Consider the following 20,181-nt stretch of genomic DNA (forward strand, 5'->3'; position numbering starts at 1 on the left):
CCCTCACCCGGCGGCCGCGAGGGAGACGGGACGCGGACCCGCCGGATACGGGCCCCGCTCGTCCCGCAGCACCGTCTGCATCAGCTCGCGCAGTTCGTGTCCCGGTTCGATGCCGAGTTCCGCGACGAACAGGGAGCGCACGCGCCGGAAGGTCTCCAACGCCTCGACCCGGCGGCCGGAGCGGTGCAGGGCGAGCATGTACTGACCGATCAGCCTCTCCCGGAACGGGTGGCGGTCGACGAGCGGCCGCAGCCGCCCCGCCAGGGAGAGTGTCCGGCCCAGCGCGAGCTGGGCCTCCGCCAGGCCCTCCACGGCGGAGACCGCCATGTCCTCCAGCCAGGGCCCGTGCAACCGGTCGAGCGTCGGGGACTCCGTGCGGCAGACGAAGGGCTCGTGCCACAGGGCGAGTGCCGCGCGGTAGCGGACCTCGGCCGCCGCGTGGTCACCGACGGCCATCAGGGCGTGCGCCTGGTCGGTCTCGCGTCGGAAGACCTCCAGGTCGAGTTCGGACGGGCCGACGCGCAGGACGTAGCCGCCGGGTTCGGTCAGCAGGTCGGCTCCGGAGTCCCCCATGCGTTTGCGGAGCTGGTGCACGTAGAGCCGGACGAGGGCGTGGGCGCTCTGCGGCCGCTCGTGCTCCCACAACGCCTCCGCGATGTCGTCGACCGACTGGAACTCATTGGCGCCGAACAGCAGCGTGGCCAGCAGGATCCGGTGTTTCGCGCCGCCGATGTCGACCTTCCTGGGGCCGGACATCTCGACGCGCCCGAGCAGGCGATACTTCACTGGAGGGCACCTCACTGCCGTGCCGCGCGGGTTCCGACCAGGTTCGCGATGCCCTGGAGATCGGGCTGCCGGAGCAGCTCGTGGGCCCGCAGCCGTACCTCGTAGCGCTGTTCCAGCGCGGCCAGCAGCCGGGCGCCGCCCAGCGAGTTGCCGCCCGCCGCCACGAAGTTGTCCTGGATCCCGATGCCGGAGTCCCCGAGGATCTCCCGGCACAGTCCCAGCACGTGTCCCTCGATCGGGGAGAGCTCGTCGCCCGCGTCGGCGGGCTGCTCCGCCGCGTGGGCGTGGCGGGCCAGCAGCGCCGCCCGGTCGATCTTGCCGTTGGCGTTCAGGGGAAACTCGTCGACCCGGTGGAAGGCGGTGGGGCAGGCCTGTTCGGGAATCCATGCGCGGGCGTGGCCGCGCAGTTCGGCGGGAGACGGCGGCTCGGCCCCCTCCTCGGTCTCGAGGAAGGCGACGAGCACCGCGCTGTCGCCGGCGTCCCGGTGCACGGCCACCACCGCGCGGCGGACGCGGGCGTCGCGTTCCAGCACCCGTTCCACCTCGGCGAGTTCCGTGCGGACACCGCCCACCTTGACCTGGTCGTCGAGGCGTCCGAGGAAGTCGAGCACGCCGTCGGGGCGCATCACGACCTGGTCGCCGGTGCGGTAGACCCGGCCGGTGCCGGGCAGGGTGACGAACCGCTGGGCGGTCAGTTCCGGGTCGAAGTACCCGAGGGCGAGGCAGTGGCCGCCGATGCGCAGTTCGCCCGCGACGCCCCGGGGCACCGGCCGGCCCGCCTCGTCGGTGACGAGGACCGTGGCGCCCGGCAGGGGCAGACCGATGGCGGGGTCCCGGTCGGTGGTCGGTTCGGCCGGGTCGAGCGGGTGGACGGTGGTCACGACCGTGGCCTCGGCCGGACCGTAGGCGTTGTACACCTGGGCGGTCACGTCCGGACCGGGCCCGCGGCGCAGCCGGTCGCCGCCGATGCCGAGGTGGCGCAGGGCGAGTCCGGCGGGCCAGGGCCGTTCGAGGACGGGTTCGGCCAGCGGGGTCGGCAGGAAGCCGACGGTGACCTGTGCGTCGCGCCACCAGTCGGTGAGCGTGCCGGTGTCCCAGCGGACCTCCACGGGGCTCACCGTCAGCGCGGCTCCGGACGTGAGTGTCGCCCACATCTCCAGCACGTGGGCGTCGAAGGCGACGCCCATCAGGAAGCTGTGGCGGTCGCCCGGTCCCAGCCCGGTCCGGTCGCGGTACCACTTCGCGAGGGAGCCGAGCGACTCCTTCCCCACCGCGACCGCCTTCGGTTCGCCCGTCGAACCGGAGGTGAGGACCGCGTAGTAGGTGCCCTCGGGGGTCGGGAAGGCGTCGTCGGCCGGGGTGAGGGGGGCCACGACCGCGTCGGTGCCGGGCACGGGCAGGCTCCGTGCCGGGGCCGACCGGTGCTCGGCCGGCAGACGTTCGGGGGCGGCGACGAGGCAGCGCAGGCGCAGGGTGCGGGCAGCCGTACGGATCCGCTGCTCGCCGGCGTCGGGTCCGAGCGGGAGGTAGACGGCGCCCAGCCGGGCCACCGCCAGCGCGACGGCGGCCAGCGCCACCGAGCGGTCCAGGCACACGCCCACGAGATCGCCCGGCCGGACGTGGTCGCCCAGGGCTTCGGCGGTCTCGTCGGCCAGGCGGTCGAGTTCGGCGTAGGTCGAGCGGTGTGCGCCGTCGATCACCGCGGGGGCGTCCGGGGTGCGCAGCGCCCAGTCACGGAAGTGTTCGTGCACCAGGTCGTCGCGCACCGCGTCGACGGTGAGGACGCTGTGCTGGGGGGAGGGGTTCACGGTCATGTCGTCTCCTGGCGATCGGGCCGGTCAGTGCAGGCCCAGGGCCTTGGCGACGATCACCTTCTGGACCTCGGTGGTCCCCTCGATGATCGTCATCATGCGGACGTGGCGGTAAAGGAACTCCAGGGGGTGACCCCGCACCCAGCCGGTCGCCCCGTGGATCTGGAGCGAGCGGTCCACGACGCGCAGCGCGGTCTGGGAGGCCACCAGCTTGGCGAGAGCCGCGTTCTGCGGCGCCTCCTTGCCGCTGTCGAGGAGCCGGGCCGAGGCGAGGGTGAGCAGTTTGGCGGTCTCGACCTCGGCGTGGCTGCTCACCAGGTGTTCCTGGATGTGCTGGTAGCCGCCGATCCGCTCGCCGAACGCGGTCCGCGTGCGGGCGTACTCCACTCCCAGGCGCAGGGCGTGTTCGGCGATGCCGTTGCACTGGGCGGCCACGATCAGCCGGCCTCGGGACAGGCTGTCGATCGCGAGGGCCGTGGCCGCCCCGATGCCCGGCTCGCCGCCGATGACGGCCTCCGGGCCGACGCGGACGTCGTCGAAGAGCAGCTCGAACATGGGCTCGCCCGACATGCCCTCGTAGCGCTGTCCGATCCGCAGCCCCGGCCGGTCCATGGGGACGACGAACGCCGTGGAGCCCGTGGCCCGGCCGTCCCCGAGGTCGGTGGCGGTGACGACGAGGGCGATGTCGGCCCGGTCGGCGTTGCTGACGAAGGTCTTGCGGCCGTTGATGACCCAGTCGTCCGCGTCCCGGGTGGCCACCGTGGTCAGCCGGAAGGCGTCCGACCCGGCGTGCGGTTCGGTCAGCGCGAGGCAGCGGATGAGTTCGCCGCGGACCAGCGGTACGAGGTAGCGCTGGATCTGCTCGTCGGTGCCGTGCCGCAGGAGCGGGCTCGGGCCGTCGGAGCCGCCCAGCGCGTAGGGCGCCAGCGGGCAGCCGCTGCGGCCCGCGGCGTGGTGCAGCTGGACGACGGCGGTCAGCGGCATGTCGGAGCCGCCCAGCTCCTCCGGGTACTCGCCGGCGTAGAAGCCGAGCGCGGCGGAGCGTTTGCGTACGTAGGCCCGCAGGTCGGCGGGGGGCAGGTCGCCCGTCTCCGGCAGATCGGCGGACATCGGCTCCAGTTCGCGCCGGATGAAGGTCTCGAAGGAGCGCACCAGGTCCAGGTGGTCGTCCTCGAGGGCGCTGGAGGGAGCGGCGTCGTGCGCTGCGACGGTCACGACTGCCCCGCCGGCGCGCCGGTGGCGAGTTCCAGGACGCGTGCCTGGTCGGCCAGCACGGGGTGCTGGAAGAAGGTGCGCAGCGGGGGCCGTTTGTCCAGGTGGGGTTCCAGCCGGGCGGCGAGCTGAGCGGCGAGCAGGGAGTGGCCGCCGACCTCGAAGAAGTGCGAGTCGGGCGAGAAGCGCGCGTGGCCGAGGACTTCCTGCCAGGCTCGGGCGAGCAGGGCCTGTGCCGGGTCGGTGAAGTCGGCCGAGGTGTGCGCCCGCTTCGTCTCGGCCGTCTCCCGCTCCGCGGCGATGCGGGCGAGAGCGGCCCGGTCGGGCTTGCCGGACGTCATGCTCGGCATCTCGGTGACCGCGAACCACCTGCTGGGGAGGAGGGCGCTGGGCAGCGTACGGGTGAGCGCGGCGGTCAGTTCGGTGTGGTCGGGCTGTTCGGTGCCCTGGACGAAACCGATCAGGCGGGGGCCCTGTTCGCCGTCGGGGACGAGGACCACCGAGCAGGGCCGGCCGCCGAGTTCGGCGGCCGCGGCGGCCTCGATCTCCTCCAGTTCGATGCGGTGTCCGCGCAGCTTGATCTGGTTGTCCTGGCGACCGAGGAAGAAGAGCCGGCCGGCGCGGTCACGGTAGCCGCGGTCGCCGGTGAGGTAGACCCGCCGGCCGTCGAGGGCGGGCAGGTTCACGAACCGGGCCGCGGTGGTCTCGTCCTGGCCGAGGTAGCCCTCGGCCAGTGTCTGTCCGGCGATGGCGAGTTCGCCGACGGCACCGGCGGGCAGGGGTGTGCGCGTGTCGTCGAGGACGTGCACCTGTACGCCGGGCAGCTCGGTGCCGAGCGGGATGTCGCCGTCGGCGGCGAGGTCCCCTTCGGTGATCTCGTGGACCGTCGAGGAGACGGTGGCCTCGGTGACCCCGTAGGCGTTGAGGACGGTGGCGTCGGTGTCGGCGAGGACACCGCGCAGGACCCGGGCGGGCAGCCGCTCGCCGCCGAGCACGATGAGCCGGGGCGACCAGCGGCCGTCCCGCAGGGCTTCGCGCAGCGGCTCCTGGGAGGCCAGGAAGTAGTTGGTGGGGAGGTTGGCGACGGTGACGCCGCGCAGCGCAAGGACCGCGACGAGTTCGGGGCCGGTGGGTATCTCGCGCTGCGGGACCACCAGAGCGGCGCCGGCGGCCAGCGTGGGGAGCACCTCTTCGAGGGCGACGTCGAAGGAGGGCTGGGCGAACAGCAGCACCTTGTCGTGTGCGCCGAGCCCGTAGCGAGCGGTGATCGTGCCGACGTAGCCGGCCAGGGCGTCACGGCCGACCACCACGGCCTTGGGTACGCCGGTGGAACCCGAGGTGTGGATGAGGTAGGCGGCGTCCTTCAGCGGCTCGGCGGGCGCGGCCTGCGGGAAGGCGGGCCCGTCCAGCAGGGCGGGGGTGCGGTCGGCGGGCAGGGCGAGGGAGCTCTCCCGGGTGGCGAGCACCAGGGCGGGGCGCAGCCGGTCCAGCAGGGTGCCGAGCCGGTGGGCGGGGTCCCGGGGGGACAGGGGCGCGTACACCGCGCCGGAGCGCAGGCAGGCGAGCAGGGCGACGACGCTGTCCACGCCCCGGGGCAGTACCGCGGCGACGGGTTGGCCGCTGGTGACGCCGGCCTCGCGCAGACGGGTCACGAGTGCGGAAACCCGCTGGTCGAGTTCGCCGTAGGTGAGGGTGCCGTTGCTGGTGATCAGCGCGGGCGAGGCGGGGTCGTGGGCGGTCAGCGGGTCGAGGACGCCCGCTTGCGGTGACGCGGTGAGCGGCGCGGGGGCCTGCGGGGCGGCCAGCGTGTGCAGGGCGGCGGCGGGTTCGGCGAGGTAGGCGCGCAGGAGGTCCAGGTACTGGTCCATCAGCAGGTCGACGGCCTCGCCGGGGAACAGGTCGGCGTCGTGGTCCCAGATCAGGGTCATTCCGGCGGGGCCGCTGCGGGCGCCGACGACACGCCGGGCGTCGGGCAGGAGCACCACGTCGAGGTCGAAGCGGGTGGTGCCCGTGTTGAATCCCTCGAAGAGGGAGACGTCCAGGCCGGGTGTGTCCAGCTGCGGCAGCGGCGCGTCGTGCGCGCTGAACATGACGTTGAACAGCGGGTTGTCCGCGCCGCTGGTGTGCAGCCCCAGTGTCCTGGTGAGTTCCTGCACGGGGATGTCCTGGTGCGGCAGGGCCCGCAGCAGCGCGTCGGTGACCTCGTCGACGGCCGTGACGCCGTCCGCCCCGGCCGGCAGGCTCACCCGCAGGGGGATCGTGTTCACGAACATGCCGATGGTGCGTTCGGACCCCGGTGGCCGGTTGCCGACGGCGGTGCCGATGACCATGTCGCGTTGTCCGCTGTACCGGCGCAGCAGTTCGCCGAAGAGCGTGAGGAGGGTGCTGAACGGGGTGTGGCCGCTGCCGCGGCAGTGCTCGCGCAGCCGCTCGGCGAGCTCGCCGTCGATGAGCTGTCGCACCTGGCGGCCTCGGTGCCGCCGCTGTGCGCCGGGGACGGTGAGTCCGGGCAGGGCGGTGCTCAGGGGGACGTCCCGGAGTTCTTTCAGCCAGTATTGCAGGCTGCTTTCCCTGACCTCGTCCTTTTCACTGGAGGAGGCTCGGACGAATTCCTCGTAGGACCGCGTGGGGGCCAGTTCGAGAGGCTTTTTCTCCACGTTCGCGCGGTAGGCCGTGAACAGATCATGGAGAAGGATCGCGAAGGATTTACCGTCGTGGGTCAGGTGGTGTTCCACCTGGATCAGACGGTGCAGTCCGCCGCCCATCTCGACCAGGTGCCAGCGGAGCATCGGCGCGTTCTCGGTATCGATGGGCTCCTCGGCCTCCTGACGCAGGAGGGTGTGGAACGCCGCTTCCGGATCGGCCTCGCCGGAGAGGTCGGAGGCGCGCAGCCGGGGCTCGGCTCCGGCCCGGACCCGCTGGCCGGGAAGGGAGCCGGCCTGGGGCACCAGCTCCAGGCGCAGCCCGGGGTGATGGGCGATGACCTGGGCCAGGGCCGCCCGTAAGGCGGCGCTGTCGAGCGTGCCGCGCAGGTCGAGGACAGCGGTGAAGTTGTAGCTGCGACTCCCGGGAAGCAGCTGTTCGTGCAACCACACGATTTCTTGGGACGTGGAGAGATTGAACACAGAGATACTCCTCGTTAGGGTCGGCATTCAGCTTCGCCGCGCCGCAACGCCTGTGAACGAAGGGCTTTCTTGAACCCGGCGATCTCCGAGTGGTACGGCGGATTCATCCGCCCCAGCCGCTGTCCGCCGGCGTAGCCGTCATGGCGACGGGCCGACCTTCCGGGTGGATCACGGTGGATCCCAGCATCACGGAGGACACAACGACCAGCCCGCCGACGGCCCAGAAAGCGAGACGGTGCAGGAATACGCTCACGAGAACTCTCGATTCCGTTTCAAAATTGCATGTTCAAGTATCACTTTCCCCCCTCGAGGCCCTGTTACTAACCAGTAGGATCACTCACCAAACTGCACGGCAACAAAGTGAGGTGGGGAGAAAACGGAAATCGAGTGTCATTTCGCCAACCTTGCGGCGACGCGGCGGGCCCCGACGGCCTCAGGCGGCGAACGGCTCCGGCAGTCGCCGCCGGTCGACCTTGCCGTTCGAGGTCAGCGGCAGCCGCGGAAGCGTCCGCCAGACCCCGGGGACCATGTGGGCGGGAAGCTGCTCGCGCAGCCATGAGCGCACCTCGGCCAGCGTCAGGTCCGCGTCCTGCGCCGCCCGGGCGGGGTCCAGCACCGGGTAGGCGACCAGCAGGCGGCTCTCCGGGCTGTCGCCGTGCGGTGCCACCGCCACGTCCCACACCGCGGGATGGCGCCGCACCGTGGCTTCGATCTCACCGAGCTCGACCCGGAACCCCCGGACCTTGACCTGGCGGTCGATCCGGTCGAGGTAGCGGACGGTGCCGTCGGGCAGCCGCACGCACCGGTCGCCGGTGGCATACAGCCGCCCCCCGCCGACGGCGCCGTGGGGGTCGGGCACGAACCGTTCCGCGGTCAGGCCCGGGCGGTCCAGGTAGCCACGGGCCAGTCCGGCCCCTCCGATGAACAACTGCCCGGGCTCCCCGTCCGGCACCGGGCGCAGCACGTCGTCCAGGACATGGAGGTCGGTGCCGTCCACGGCCCTGCCGATGGGCACCGCCCCGTCCGCGCGCCAGGGCGGGACCACGGTGTGCGTGGCCGCGAAGACCGTGGCCTCGGTGGGCCCGTAGCCGTTGACGAAGCGCATGCCCGGATGCGCGTCCAGCAGCTTGCGCACGTGCTCCGCCGACGGCGCCTCCCCGCCCGCGAGGAGCTGACGCACCCCGGCGAGGATCTCCACCCCTTCGTCCACGACGGTGTGGAAGAGCCCGGCGGTGAGCCACATCGTGGTGACCCCGTGGTCGGCGACGACCCGGCCCAGGGTGCGCAGGGAGGACGTGGCGCCGGGCGCCAGCACGAGGCAGCCCCCGTTCAGCAGCGCGCCCCACATCTCGAACATCGAGACGTCGAAGCAGACGGACGTCAGCAGGGGGATCACCTCGCCCGGCCCCAGCCGGATCCAGTCGGGGTCCTGCACCAGCCGCACCACCCCGCCGTGGCGGACCATGACCCCCTTGGGCCGACCGCTCGACCCGGAGGTGTGCACGACGTACGCCAGGTGATCGGGCCCGACCGGCACGTCCAGGTTCTCGTCGTCCCCGGCGGTGAACGGCTCGCAGGCGTCGTCGAGGAGCACGGTACGGGCGCCGTGAGCGGACAGCCCCTCCTCCAGGTCACCCCGGGTGACCACCACCTTCGCCCGGGTGTCCTCCAGGATCGCCGCCAGCCGGGCGGGCGGGTATCCGACGTCCAGGGGGACGTAACAGCCGCCGGCCTTCAGCACCGCGAGGACGGCGATCACATAGTCGACGGACGGCTCCAGCAGCAGCGCGACAGGCTGCTCGTCGCCGACTCCGAGGGCGCGCAGCCGGCGGGCCAGACGGTTGGCCGACCGGTTGACCTCCGCGTAGGTGACCCGCGTGTCGGCCGTCTCCAGGGCCGTGACCCGGGGGAACCGCGCAACCTGCGCCTCGAAGCACCGGTGGATCGCCGCCGGCTGACCGACTCCGGTCCGGGCGGCCGTCATCCCCAGCCCCGGCCGGAGAGCCCCGCCGTCGCCTGCTCACGGACCGCGTTCTCCACGGCCACCTCGAACGCGGCGAGCGTGGGGTGCCGGAAGACAGCGGTCATCGGCAGCTCGATGTCGAAGGTCTCGCTCACCTCGGCGGCGATCCGCATGGCCAGCAGCGAGTGGCCGCCCACCTGGAGGAAGTCGTCGTCCGGGCCGACGTTCTCCAGGCCCAGAGCCTCCGCCCAGATGGCCTGGAGAACAGGGGCGATCGTCTTGTCGAGCGCGGGATTCTGTTCTGAAATACGCGTCATGCGGCCAGGCTAGCAACGGGACTTTTATCTCCTGTAGAGAAACGGTAGACACCCCATTCCTTGACATGTGCGGACCGCCGGCCGGACGCTATACAGAAACCGCACGAACAAGGGGAGGCAGCGTGTCTGAATTACACGCGGACGCCGAGCTGTCATTCGCCCAACAGAAACTATGGTTCCTCGACCGACTGCACCCGGGAAGCTCCGCCTACAATTTCGACGTGGTGCTGCGCCTGTCCGGCGAGGTCGACGGGGAGGCACTGAACGGTGCAGTGCAGCGCATCGTAGAACGCCACGACGTGCTGCGCACGACATTCCCGATAAACGCCCGGGGTATTCCTTTCCAGCATATCGCGGAGAACCTGGAAATCCCGCTCGAATTCATCGACCTGACGTCGCTCCCGGAACACACCCGGCAAGCGGAGGCCCATTCCGTCGTGACAGCGTGGGCGGCACTCCCCTTCGACCTGGAAAAGGGTCCGCTGCTGCGCGTCCGCTGGGTGCGTGTCACGGAGCAGGAGCACCTGCTGTGTTTCTCGTTCCATCACGCCGTATTCGACGGCTGGTCGATCGACGTGCTGTACCGGGAGCTGGCCCGCCATTACACCCCGGGCGGACCGCAGATCGCACGGAGTGCCGAGGCCACGCCGCCGAAGCCCGCCCTGCAGTACGCCGACCACGCCCGCCGCCAGCGCCGACGGCTCTCGGACGGAGCGCTGGACCACCACCTCGACTGGTGGCGCGCCCACCTCGACGGCGCGCCCGTCTCGCTCTCCCTGCCCCGTCGCGAGGCCCCCGCGGACGAGATGGCGGAGCAGGGCGCGCAGCTGGTGGCCCCGGTGCCGCCGACGACCATGGAGGCGGTCTCGGCGCTCGCCCGGAGTGCCTCGGCCACCCCGTTCCTCGTGCTGCTCGCGTGCTACGCCCTGGTGCTGGCCCGGCACACGGGGATGCGCAGCCTGCTGGTCGGCACCCAGGTCGCCGGCCGGTCACGTCCCGAACTGCGGGATCTCATCGGCCTGTTCGTCGAGACCATGCCCATCCGGGTGGACCTGGACGGGGCCGGCACCTTCGCCGAACTGGTCACCCGGGTCCGCGAGTCCGCCTGGGACACCTTCTCCCATGACCAGGTGCCGTTCGAGGCGATCGTGGAGGCCGTCCGGCCGCCGCGCGTCGCGGGCAGCACCCCCCTGGTCCAGACGGCCTTCGCCGCGCCCGCGGCCCTCCCGGAGCCGCCCGTGCTCGCCGGGCTCCTGGCCGAGCCGGTCGCCCTGGCGCCGACCACGGCCAAGTTCGCCCTCGGCATGGCCGTGGAGCCCACCGCCGACGGGCAGCACCGGATCTCCCTGACCTACGACCCGCGGATCGTCGACCACGGCTGGGCCCGCCGGCTCGTCCAGCGGTACGGCGAGGCGCTCGCCACCCTGCCGGCCGCACCCGGGACGGTCCTCACCGAGACGTTCCTCACCGGGGCGGTCCCCGGCGAGGCGGCGACCGACGGCACCGCGCCCGCCCCGGGCACGCACGCCCCGGACGCGCCCGCCGCCGGCCCGCCGCCGCACGCGGACCTGGAGACCACGCTCCTCGCCCTGTGGCGGGACGTGCTCAAGAACGACCGGGTCACCGTCCACGACAACTTCTTCGACGTCGGCGGCCAGTCCCTGGCGCTCGCCGCCATCCACGCACGCCTGGAACGCCTGCTCGACCGGGAACTGCCGATGGTGGCGTTCTACGAGCACCCGACCATCACCGCGCTCAGCGCCCACCTGTCCGGCACCGGACGCCCCGGCACCGCGGCCCCCGAGCCCCGGGCGGCGAAGGACCGGGTGGAGCGCGCCCGGGCCCTCCAGCGGCGGCGCGCCCTGCACGCGACCGACCGGGGCTGACCGGGCCCGTCCGGCCCACCACACACCACCCGAGTGAGGAGAAGAGCCATGCCCTTCGAGAGCTGCGAGGACTTCGTCGTCGTCCGCAACCACGAGGACCAGTACTCCCTCTGGCCCACCGATCTGCCCATGCCGCAGGGCTGGGTGAAGGAGCCGAAGAACGGCTCCCGCGAGGACTGCCTGGCGTACATCGAGGAGAACTGGACCGACATGCGTCCCCGAGGCCTCCGGCAGGCCACCACCGCCCCGTCCGCCGACTGACCCTCCGGCGTCATCCCCCTCACCGCGCCCGGCAGAAAGGCGAACATGAGCAACACGGACGACCTCGGCGACGACAGCGCCGCGGTCGCGGTCATCAGCATGGCGGGGCGTTATCCCGGCACCGCGGACACCGAGGAGTTCTGGCAGCACCTCGTGGCCGGCAAGGACCTGATCACCCGCTTCCCCGAGGCCGGTGACGGCCGGGCCGTACCCGCCTACGGCATCGTTCCCGACGCGGACTGCTTCGACGCCGGATTCTTCGGCTACTCGCCCGCGGAGGCCCTGCTGCTCGACCCGCAGCAGCGTCTCTTCCTGGAGTGCTGTGCGGAGGCCCTGGAGCGGGCCGGCTGCGTGCCGGCCGGGCAGCCGGGCCCGATCGGCGTGTACGCGGGTTCCGGCGCCTCCTCCTACGCGGAGCAGCTGCGGGCCGACCCGTCCGTGGCCGGCGTCGTACCGGACTGGCACCTCCAGCTCGCCACGGGAGTCGACTTCCTGACCACCCGGGCCGCCTACAAGCTCGGGCTCACCGGCCCCGCCGTCACGGTGCAGACCGCCTGCTCGACCTCGCTGGTCGCCGTGCACCTCGCCGTGCAGGCCCTGGTGGCCGGCGAGTGCTTCCTCGCACTGGCCGGGGGCGTCAGCCTGCGCACCCCCCATCCGGTGGTGATCCCGCCGGAGGGCGGCATCTTCGCCCCCGACGGCTACTGCCGGCCGTTCGACGCCGAGGCCCAGGGCACCGTGGCCGCCGACGGCGCGGGGGTCGTGCTGCTCAAGCGGCTCTCCGACGCGCTCGCCGACGGGGACCGCGTGCACGCCGTCATCCGGGGCTCGGCCGTCAACAACGACGGTGTCGACAAGGTCGGCTTCACCGCTCCGAGCGTGACCGGCCAGACCACCGCCATCCGCACGGCCTACGCGGTGGCCGGCATCGACATGGACACCGTCGGGTACGTCGAGACCCACGGAACGGGCACCCCCATGGGCGACCCGATCGAGATCAGCGCGCTCACCCACGCCTTCCGGGCCGACACCGACCGGGTGGGGTTCTGCCGGATCGGGTCCGTCAAGTCGAACATCGGGCACACCGACACCGCCTCCGGTGTCATCAGCCTGATCAAGACGGTCCTCGCCGTGGAGCACGGGGTCATCCCGGCCACCCTGCACTTCACCAGGCCCAACAAGGAACTCGGCCTGGATTCCGGACCGTTCGTGGTGAACGACCGGACGACCGAGTGGCCACGGACGGACACCCCGCGCCGGGCGGGCGTCAACTCGCTCGGCATCGGCGGAACCAATGCGCACGTCGTCGTCGAACAGGCGCCGCCGCCCGCAGCCGCGGCGGAGCGGGAGGACGCGGCCGGCCCCCAGCTGCTGGTCCTCTCCGCCCCGACCCCGCAAGGGCTGGCCGCCTCCGCCGAGTCGCTGGCCGACCGGCTGGCCGAGCACCCCGGGGCGCCGCTCGCGGACGTGGCCTGGACCCTCCAGACCGGCAGGACCGCGCACGACCACCGGCTGCACGTCGTCGCCGAGGACCACGCGGGCGCCGCCCGCCTGCTGCGCGGGGCCACCGGCCGCGGTCCGCGCCGCACCGACCCGGCCGAGGTGACGTTCCTCTTTCCCGGACAGGGTGGCCAGCATCCCGGCATGGGCAGGGAACTGTACGCCTGGTCCCCCGCCTTCCGGGAACGGGTCGACACCTGCGTCGCCGTCCTCGGCGGGCAGCTCGGCGAGGACGTGCGCACCGCCCTCCTCGTCGGCCCGGACGACCCCGAGCGGTTCGCGGCCGTCCGCGAGCGGCTGGACGCGATGGAACTGGCCCAGCCGGTGCTGTTCACCCTCGAGTACGCGCTGGCCGGACTCTGGCAGTCCCTCGGGATCTCCCCGACCCGGGTGCTCGGCCACAGCCTCGGGGCCTACGCCGCCGCGTGCACCGCGGGCGTCCTCACCCCGAAGGACGCGCTGACGCTGGTCGTGGAACGGGGCAAGCTGCTCGGCAGCCTGCCCACCGGAGCCATGCTGGCCGTCGCCCTGTCCCCCGCCGAACTCGGCCCCCTGCTCACGGACGAGCTGTCGATCGCGGCCGTCAACGGCGCCTCCCAGTGCGTGGTGTCCGGCCCCGCCGAGGCGACGGAACGCTTCCGCCGGGAACTGGAGGGACGGGAGGTCGACACCCGTCGGCTGCACATCTCCAGCGCGGCCCACTCCCACCTGGTCGAGGCGGTGCTGGACGAGTTCGACGCGACGGTACGGGCCGTACGGCCGCACAGCCCCGTCGTCCCGTGGATCTCCGACAGCCACGGCCGCGCGGTGACGGCGGACGAGGTGCGCGACCGGGGGTACTGGACCGGGCACCTGCGGCACACGGTCCGGTTCGACGAGGCACTGACCACGGCCCTGCGGGAGCCGGGCGTGCTGCTGGAGGTGGGCCCCGGACACACCCTGGCCACCCTGACCCGCCGCCACCGGTCCATGACGGACCGGCACCGGGTGCTGTCGAGCCTGCCGCACGCCGTCGAGGAGACCTCGGCGCACGCCGCGGTGCTGGACACGGCCGGCGAACTCTGGCGGCACGGCCTTCCCCTGTCCTGGGACCGGATCCACCCCTCCGAGCGGCACCGGGTGCCCCTGCCGACCTATCCGTTCCAGCGCCGGCGCTACGCCCCGGCCCCGGCCGTGCCCGCGCCGCGCACGGCGGCGGCCGCACCCCGGACGGCCGGGCCGCTGCCCGAGCCCCCGGCGCAGGACACCACTGCCGCGGCCGCGTCCCCGACGCCCGGACACACCGGCGACACGGCCGCCCGGCTCGCGCGGGTCTTCTGCGAGGTGCTGGGACTCGACGCGATCGGACCCGACGACAACTTCTTCGAAGCCGGCGGTGACTCGCTGATCGCCACCCGCCTCGCGACGCTGATCCACCGCGAGTTCGGCGTGAAGGTCACCGTGCGCACGATCCTCCTGGCCCCCAGCGTCTCGCGGCTGCTGCCCCGTCTGCTGCCCGGGGAACGACCCGACGAACGACCCGAGAAGTGAACGCGAGAAGGAACGGAGTTCTCCGATGACCGGCCGAGCATCCCGCTGGCTGCTGCGCAGAAACCCGGACGCGAAGGCCGCCGTGCGGTTGTACTGCTTCCCGCACAGCGGTGCGTCCCCCAGCGAGTACATGAGGTGGGCGGACCGGCTGCCCGGCATCGAGGTGCTGGGGGTGCAGGGCCCGGGGCGGGGCGGACGTATCGACGAACCGCCGTACGACGCGATGGACACGCTGGTCGGCGCGCTCCTGGACGAGGTCGAGTTCGAGGGGCCGTTCGCGTTCTTCGGGCACAGCCTCGGCGCCCTCACCGCCTACGAGGTGGCCCGGGCCCTGCGCGAGCACGGCCGACGGCAGCCGGCCCTGCTGTTCGTGTCCGCCATGGGAGCCCCCCACCTCCAGCCGCACACCCCGCCCACCCACCACCTGGACGACGACCTGTTCCTGCGCACCGTCGAGGCGTTCGGCCCGCTGCCCGCCGACATCCTCGAGGACCCGGAGATGCGGGAGATCGTCGTACGGCTGCTGCGCGCTGACGCCCGGATCCTCGACACGTACCGGCACGTGCCCGCCTCCCCGCTCGACCTCCCGGTGATCGCGCTGGGCGGCGCGTCGGACACCGAGACCGCGTTCCTGCCGGGCTGGGCCGAGCACACCACCCACCCGCTGAGCACCCACGTCCTGCCCGGCGACCACTTCTACCTGAGGGAACAGCGTGAAGAACTCCTCGACATCGTCCGCGGCCACCTCGGCACCCGCCGTGAGCCTGTCCAATGAGCTCTTCCTCGGCACCTTCCGCTGGGATCTGATCGCCGCCTTCCCCGGTCAGGACGAGGCCGACCGGCGCACCGGGGACGAGGCCGTCGCCGAGTTCACCCGGTTCCTGTACGAGCGGGTGGACCCGACCGGCACCGACCACGCCCGGGAGCTGTCGAAGGCCGTGGTCGAGGAGTTGCGGGACCGAGGCTGCCTGCGCCTGATGGTCGCCCGGGAGGACGGCGGCCGGGGCCTGTCGCCGTACAACACCTTCCGGCTGATCGAGGCGGCGGCGAGCTGGTCGCTGCCGGTCGCGAACGTCATGGGCATCGGCAACGGGTTCGGCGCCGGCGCCTATCTGAAGATGCCGCTGGACGGTCCGCTGCGCGACGTCCTGCGCGCCCACGTCGCGGCCGGCAACGTCTCCGGCCGGGCCGACACCGAACCCGCCGGGGCGGGCAACAGCCGTCAGACGACCGTCGCGACGCCGGTGGACGGCGGCAGGGCGTACCGGCTGAACGGCGAGAAAGTGTTCATCGGCAACGCGGTGATCGCGGACCTCCTCGACGTCACCGCGACCGTGCACACGGACGAGGGACCGCAGAGCGCGTCGTTCTTCGTGGACACCGCGTCCCCCGGTCTGCACGTGGCCGGGCAGCAGGACTTCATGGGCCTGGGCGGCGCCCCGATCGGCCGGGTGATCCTCGACGACGTCGAGGTGCCCGCCTCGCGCATGCTCACCGGGGGTGACCTCGGGCGGCTGGCCCGCGAGGTCAAGGAGTTCATCTACCTGGCGCGGACCATGAGCGTCGTACCGCCGTCCCTGGCCGTCTCGCGCCTGTGCCTGGAGTGGTCGCGCGCGTTCACGAACCGCCGGACCATCGACGGCCGCCCGCTCGGCTCGTTCCCGGAGATCCAGCGGATGGTCGCCCTGTCGGTGGCGGAGACCTACGCCGTCGAGAGCCTGGTCCGCTGGACCCTGCTGAGCGGGGGAACCGATCCGCTGCACGAGCACGCGGTGCTGAAGAACGTCGCCTCCGAGACCTGCTGGCGGGTCCTGGAGCGGACGATGGGGCTGCTCGGCGGCGAGGGCTACGAGACGGCCGCCAGCAAGGCCCGGCGCGGGGTCCAGCCCCTGCCGCTGGAGCGGTTCCACCGCGACGCCCGAGGGCTGCGGATCTCCGGTGGCGTCGACTACCTGGTGGACCTCCTGGCCGGGCAGATCCGCCTCACCGACTGCTACTACGAACGGACGTACCGGCAGGCCCCGCCCGGGGACGAGGCCGAGGCCGGGCGGCGCATCGCCGAGACGCTCGGCGGCCCGTGCGCCGGGCACGTCGCCCACGTCACCGCCCAGGCGGCGGAACTGGCCCGTGCCTGCCGTGAGCTGACCGAGCGCCATCCGGACCGGGCGGACGGCTTCCGTGAGCAGCACACCGTGCTGACCCTGCACGGCATCGCCAACGAGCTGCTCACCATGGGCGCCGTCCTCGCCCGCTCGGCCGCCGAGGACCCCACCGGAACCTCCGGCACCCGGGAGCTGGCCGACATCCACTGCGCGGCGGCTCGGCGCCGGCTGACCGGGCTCTGGGAGCAGCTCGACGAGGGCTGCGCCGAACAGTACGCCGGGGTGGCCGCGCGGTGGCTGGGCGGCCACGCCCACGAGGAACTGCTCGGGGACGCCCTGACCGCCGTACCACCGGCCGGGAACCACCCGCACCACCAGCAAGGAGTCCACTCATGACCGATCCGGGCCTCCCCCACGGTCCCCGCGCCACGACGGCCTCCCCCCTCCTCGACGGCCCCGGCGCCCCGGCCCTGCCGGTCGACCGGCCCCGCGAGGCCGCACCGCCGGCCGAGCGGTGGCTGGCGTTCGACGTGTCCGCGGAGGACGCGACCGCGTGCGAGAAGGCGGCGGCCGGGTCCGGCGCGACCCTGCACACGGCCCTGCTCACGGCGTTCGTCGCGGAGCTGGCGCGCTGGTCGGGCCAGTCGGACTTCACGGTCGGGGTGCGCGGTGGGCTCCTGCGGGCGCAGGTGGCGCCGACCGCGTCCTTCCGGAGCCTGCTGGAGGCGACCGGGAGGTCGCTGGACACCCTCGCGGACCCGCCGCCCACGGCGGCCGGTCCGGAGGGGCCCGGCACGGCGCAGGTGGCCTTCGCCGAGGGCGGGGCGCTCGTCGGGGTCACGGGCCACGGCCTCGCCCTCGCGTACGAGCCGCGCGAGGACGGCGGCCTCGCCTTCCGGGTGCACTACTCGGGTGCCGTGTTCGAGGAGTCGACGGTGGCGGCGATGACCCGGCGGTACCGTCTGCTGCTGCGCACCGCGTCGGAGCAGCCGGACGCCCCGCTGCACGGGCTGCCGCTCCAGGAGGAGCGGGACGAGGTGTACGTGGCCGGGCTGGGCGTGGGTGTCCCGCTGACGAGGCGTCCGGTGACCGTGCTGGAACGCTTCGACGCGGCCGTCAGGGAGCGGCCGCGTGCCGTGGCCGTCGTCGACGGGGACACCGCCCTGTCCTTCGCTGAGCTCGACCTGCGGGCGGAGCACCTGGCCCGGCGGCTCGTCTCGGCGGGAGCCGGCGCGGAGTCGGTGGTGGCCGTCTGCCTGCCCCGCTCGGCCGACCTGCTCGTGGCGATCCTCGGCGTGCTGCGCGCCGGCGGGGCCTACCTCCCCCTGGACCCGGCCTACCCGGTGGAGCGGCTGGCCTACATGCTCGACGACAGCGGCGCCGGGATCGTGGTGAGCCGGGAGGGCGTCCTGCCGGACGGGGTCCGCCGCGAGACCGTCGCGGTCGTCCCTCCGCAGGGCGACGAGAGCGCCCCCGACCAGGCGGAGCCCGCGCGCCGCCCCGTCCACCCGCAGCAGTGCGCCTACGTCATCTACACCTCCGGGTCCACCGGCCGCCCCAAGGGGGTCCAGGTCTCGCACGCCTCCCTGGCCGCCCTGCTGGCCGGGCTGGAGGAGTCGGGCACGATCCGCGCGGGGACCGGCCGGGTGGGATGGAACGCGAGTCCGTCGTTCGACGCGTCGGTGCAGCAGTGGATCCGTGTCGTGCGGGGCGACACCCTCGTGCTGTTCGAGGACGCCGTACGGCTGGATCCGGGACGGCTGGCCCGGGCCCTGGCCGAGGAGAGGCTGACCGACTTCGACATCACCCCCTCGCACCTGGAGTACGTCCTGCCGCGGCTCGGCCCCCGGCTCGGCGTCGGCAGCGGGCTGCGGCTGTGGGTGGGCGGCGAGTCCCTGTCGCCCACGCTCCAGCGGCGCCTCGGGGACCTGCGGGACCGGTGCGACGCCGTCAACGTGTACGGCACCACCGAGACCACCGTCGACACCACCGCGGCGCTCGTACGGGCCGACGGGCCTGCGCACCTCGGCGCTCCGCTGCCGGGGCAGACGGTCCGGGTGCTGGACGACCGGCTGCGGCACGTCCCGGCCGGGTGCACGGGCGACCTGTACGTCTGCGGGCCCGGGGTCGCCCGCGGCTACCTCGGGCGGCCGGGTCTCACCGCGGCGGCCTTTCTGCCCGATCCCTGGGCCGGTGACGGCTCACGGATGTACCGCACGGGGGATCGCGCCCGCTGGACGGCCGACGGCCGTCTGGAGTTCCACGGCCGGGCCGACCACCAGGTGAAGATCCGCGGCTACCGGGTCGAGCTGGGCGAGATCGAGGCCGTGCTCGCCGAGCACCCGCAGGTCCTGGAGTGCGCGGTGGTACGCCGGCGACGGGGCGACGGCTCCCTGCTCGACGCCTATGTACGGCTGACGGCCGCCGGTACGGTCGAGCAGGTGCGGGAGCGGGCCGAACGGCTCCTGCCGCAGTGGATGCGGCCCGCGACCTACACCCCGCTGCCCGCGTTCCCGCGCACCGTCGGCGGCAAGCTCGACCGGGCGGCCCTGGCCGAGCGGGGCCCTGCGCCCGTGCCGGTGACCGCAGCATGACCGAACGTCGGTTCCACGGCAGCGCCTGCCGAGAACAAGGGATCCCCGCATGAGCACCCGGCCGGATTTCAGCCTCACCCAACTGCTGTACTTCGCCACCATCGCCGAGACCGAGAGCATCTCCGAAGCGGCGATGCGACTGCACGCGTCCCAGTCCGCGGTGTCCTCGGCCATGCAGCGGCTGGAGCGTCAGCTCGGCGTCCAGCTGCTGCTGCGCCAGCGCGCCAAGGGGGTCGTGCTGACGCCGAACGGGCGGCTGCTGCTGAACGACGTACGCAGGATCCTGCGGCAGGCCCAGGACCTGAAGGACTCCAGCAGCCTCCTCCAGGAGATGGCCACGGGCCACCTCGAAGCCGGATGCTGCAGCACGATCACGCCGTTCCTGATGCCCAGGTCCCTGGCCCGCATGGAGGTGGCGCATCCCAGGCTGCACGTGAGTGTGCACGACACGCAGACCCCCTTCGACCTGCTGCGCAACGGGGTGTGCGAACTGGTCGTGACCTACGGTTTCTCCTCTGCCGAGGACATCGTGTTCACGGAGCTGGCGACTCCCCCGCTGTCCGCGCTCGTCTCCGAGTCGCATCCGCTGGCGGGCGAGCCGAGTGCCTCGCTGGCCGACTTCACGGACCTGCCGCTGCTGATGCTGAGCCTGCCGCACACGGGCGCGCACCACGCCTACGCACAGCGGATCTTCGCGCACAGCGGGATTCCCATGCCCCGGGTGATCCACGCGACGGGGCTCGAATCGCTGCGCGGCCTGGTCAGCGCGGGGGTGGGCTTCATGCTCACCCACCAGCCGCACTCGGAGCACACCCTGGACGGGGGACGGGTCTCCCGGGTGCCCATCGCCGACGACCACCCCGCCCTGCCGATCGGGGTGCTGACGATGGCGGGCGTCCGCCCGAGCCGCCGGGCGGAGTTGTTCATCGACGCGCTGCGGGTGGCCGCCCGGCAGGTGTACGAGCCGGTACGTGGCGCGCTGTACGAAGTCGACGCGCCACCGCCCCCCGTCCGGCAGGTCCGCCCGCACCGGGTCCTCGGCCTGGCGTGACACCGGGCACCGGAGGGCGTGCGCGGGGCGGCCCGCCGGACGG

Annotated in this window: 13 protein-coding genes; 7 read left to right on the top strand and 6 right to left on the bottom strand. The window is 73.0% G+C overall.

From position 1 onward, the window contains the following. Window positions 1–3 precede the first annotated feature (3 nt). The 6 genes from AQJ58_RS08920 to AQJ58_RS08945 form a co-directional block, all read right to left on the bottom strand. Window positions 4–786 (bottom strand): AfsR/SARP family transcriptional regulator, encoded by a 783-nt coding sequence (locus AQJ58_RS08920; RefSeq protein WP_067247038.1) that lies wholly within the window; start codon window positions 784–786, stop codon window positions 4–6. Between the two features lie 11 nt (window positions 787–797). After that, window positions 798–2,600, bottom strand: a complete 1,803-nt coding sequence (locus AQJ58_RS08925) for a non-ribosomal peptide synthetase (RefSeq protein ID WP_067247040.1) — start codon at window positions 2,598–2,600, stop codon at window positions 798–800. A 24-nt stretch (window positions 2,601–2,624) separates the two neighbouring features. Beyond that, window positions 2,625–3,812, bottom strand: a complete 1,188-nt coding sequence (locus AQJ58_RS08930) for an acyl-CoA dehydrogenase family protein (RefSeq protein WP_067247042.1) — start codon at window positions 3,810–3,812, stop codon at window positions 2,625–2,627. After that, the gene (locus AQJ58_RS08935; protein ID WP_067247045.1) at window positions 3,809–6,961 is read right to left on the bottom strand and encodes a non-ribosomal peptide synthetase; all 3,153 of its coding nucleotides are present in this window, start codon (window positions 6,959–6,961) and stop codon (window positions 3,809–3,811) included. Before AQJ58_RS08935 ends, AQJ58_RS08930 begins: the two co-directional genes overlap by 4 nt. A 406-nt stretch (window positions 6,962–7,367) precedes the next feature. Further along, on the bottom strand, window positions 7,368–8,918 hold the full coding sequence (locus AQJ58_RS08940; RefSeq protein WP_067247047.1) for an amino acid adenylation domain-containing protein: 1,551 nt from the start codon (window positions 8,916–8,918) through the stop codon (window positions 7,368–7,370). Continuing rightward, on the bottom strand, window positions 8,915–9,214 hold the full coding sequence (locus AQJ58_RS08945; RefSeq protein WP_067247050.1) for a phosphopantetheine-binding protein: 300 nt from the start codon (window positions 9,212–9,214) through the stop codon (window positions 8,915–8,917). Before AQJ58_RS08945 ends, AQJ58_RS08940 begins: the two co-directional genes overlap by 4 nt. 65 nt (window positions 9,215–9,279) lie before the next feature. Between AQJ58_RS08945 and AQJ58_RS08950 the strand changes: the two genes are divergently transcribed. Genes AQJ58_RS08950 through AQJ58_RS08980 form a run of 7 tightly spaced genes read left to right on the top strand, consistent with a single transcriptional unit; the run spans window position 9,280 to window position 20,138 of the window. Then, complete coding sequence (locus AQJ58_RS08950) at window positions 9,280–11,100, top strand: condensation domain-containing protein (RefSeq protein ID WP_079078787.1); 1,821 nt, start codon at window positions 9,280–9,282, stop codon at window positions 11,098–11,100. A 48-nt stretch (window positions 11,101–11,148) separates the two neighbouring features. Further along, window positions 11,149–11,361, top strand: coding sequence for an MbtH family protein (locus AQJ58_RS08955; protein ID WP_067247055.1), 213 nt, complete (start codon window positions 11,149–11,151; stop codon window positions 11,359–11,361). Window positions 11,362–11,406: 45 nt separating this feature from the next. Then, window positions 11,407–14,391, top strand: coding sequence for a type I polyketide synthase (locus AQJ58_RS08960; protein ID WP_067247056.1), 2,985 nt, complete (start codon window positions 11,407–11,409; stop codon window positions 14,389–14,391). A 25-nt stretch (window positions 14,392–14,416) separates the two neighbouring features. Beyond that, window positions 14,417–15,166, top strand: coding sequence for a thioesterase II family protein (locus AQJ58_RS08965; protein ID WP_067247058.1), 750 nt, complete (start codon window positions 14,417–14,419; stop codon window positions 15,164–15,166). Further along, complete coding sequence (locus tag AQJ58_RS08970) at window positions 15,150–16,889, top strand: acyl-CoA dehydrogenase family protein (protein WP_159056223.1); 1,740 nt, start codon at window positions 15,150–15,152, stop codon at window positions 16,887–16,889. The genes AQJ58_RS08965 and AQJ58_RS08970 overlap by 17 nt, the downstream gene beginning before the upstream one ends. Beyond that, on the top strand, window positions 16,886–19,087 hold the full coding sequence (locus AQJ58_RS08975) for a non-ribosomal peptide synthetase (RefSeq protein WP_067247063.1): 2,202 nt from the start codon (window positions 16,886–16,888) through the stop codon (window positions 19,085–19,087). The genes AQJ58_RS08970 and AQJ58_RS08975 overlap by 4 nt, the downstream gene beginning before the upstream one ends. 49 nt (window positions 19,088–19,136) lie before the next feature. Beyond that, a complete protein-coding gene (locus AQJ58_RS08980; RefSeq protein ID WP_067247068.1) occupies window positions 19,137–20,138 on the top strand; it encodes a LysR family transcriptional regulator in 1,002 nt (333 codons plus the stop codon). Window positions 20,139–20,181 lie beyond the last annotated feature (43 nt).

Origin of the sequence: Streptomyces sp. DSM 15324, from assembly GCF_001514285.1 — a bacterium.
Classification (GTDB): Bacteria; Actinomycetota; Actinomycetes; order Streptomycetales; family Streptomycetaceae; genus Streptomyces.

Excerpts from the sequence above, each read along its gene's own strand:
- AQJ58_RS08945 (WP_067247050.1), bottom strand. The coding sequence starts at position 9,214 with ATGACGCGTATTTCAGAACAGAATCCCGCGCTCGACAAGACGATCGCC.
- AQJ58_RS08960 (WP_067247056.1), top strand. The coding sequence starts at position 11,407 with ATGAGCAACACGGACGACCTCGGCGACGACAGCGCCGCGGTCGCGGTC.
- AQJ58_RS08955 (WP_067247055.1), top strand. The coding sequence starts at position 11,149 with ATGCCCTTCGAGAGCTGCGAGGACTTCGTCGTCGTCCGCAACCACGAG.
- AQJ58_RS08950 (WP_079078787.1), top strand. The coding sequence starts at position 9,280 with ATGTGCGGACCGCCGGCCGGACGCTATACAGAAACCGCACGAACAAGG.
- AQJ58_RS08975 (WP_067247063.1), top strand. The coding sequence starts at position 16,886 with ATGACCGATCCGGGCCTCCCCCACGGTCCCCGCGCCACGACGGCCTCC.
- AQJ58_RS08940 (WP_067247047.1), bottom strand. The coding sequence starts at position 8,918 with ATGACGGCCGCCCGGACCGGAGTCGGTCAGCCGGCGGCGATCCACCGG.
- AQJ58_RS08980 (WP_067247068.1), top strand. The coding sequence starts at position 19,137 with ATGAGCACCCGGCCGGATTTCAGCCTCACCCAACTGCTGTACTTCGCC.
- AQJ58_RS08935 (WP_067247045.1), bottom strand. The coding sequence starts at position 6,961 with ATGCCGACCCTAACGAGGAGTATCTCTGTGTTCAATCTCTCCACGTCC.
- AQJ58_RS08925 (WP_067247040.1), bottom strand. The coding sequence starts at position 2,600 with ATGACCGTGAACCCCTCCCCCCAGCACAGCGTCCTCACCGTCGACGCG.
- AQJ58_RS08965 (WP_067247058.1), top strand. The coding sequence starts at position 14,417 with ATGACCGGCCGAGCATCCCGCTGGCTGCTGCGCAGAAACCCGGACGCG.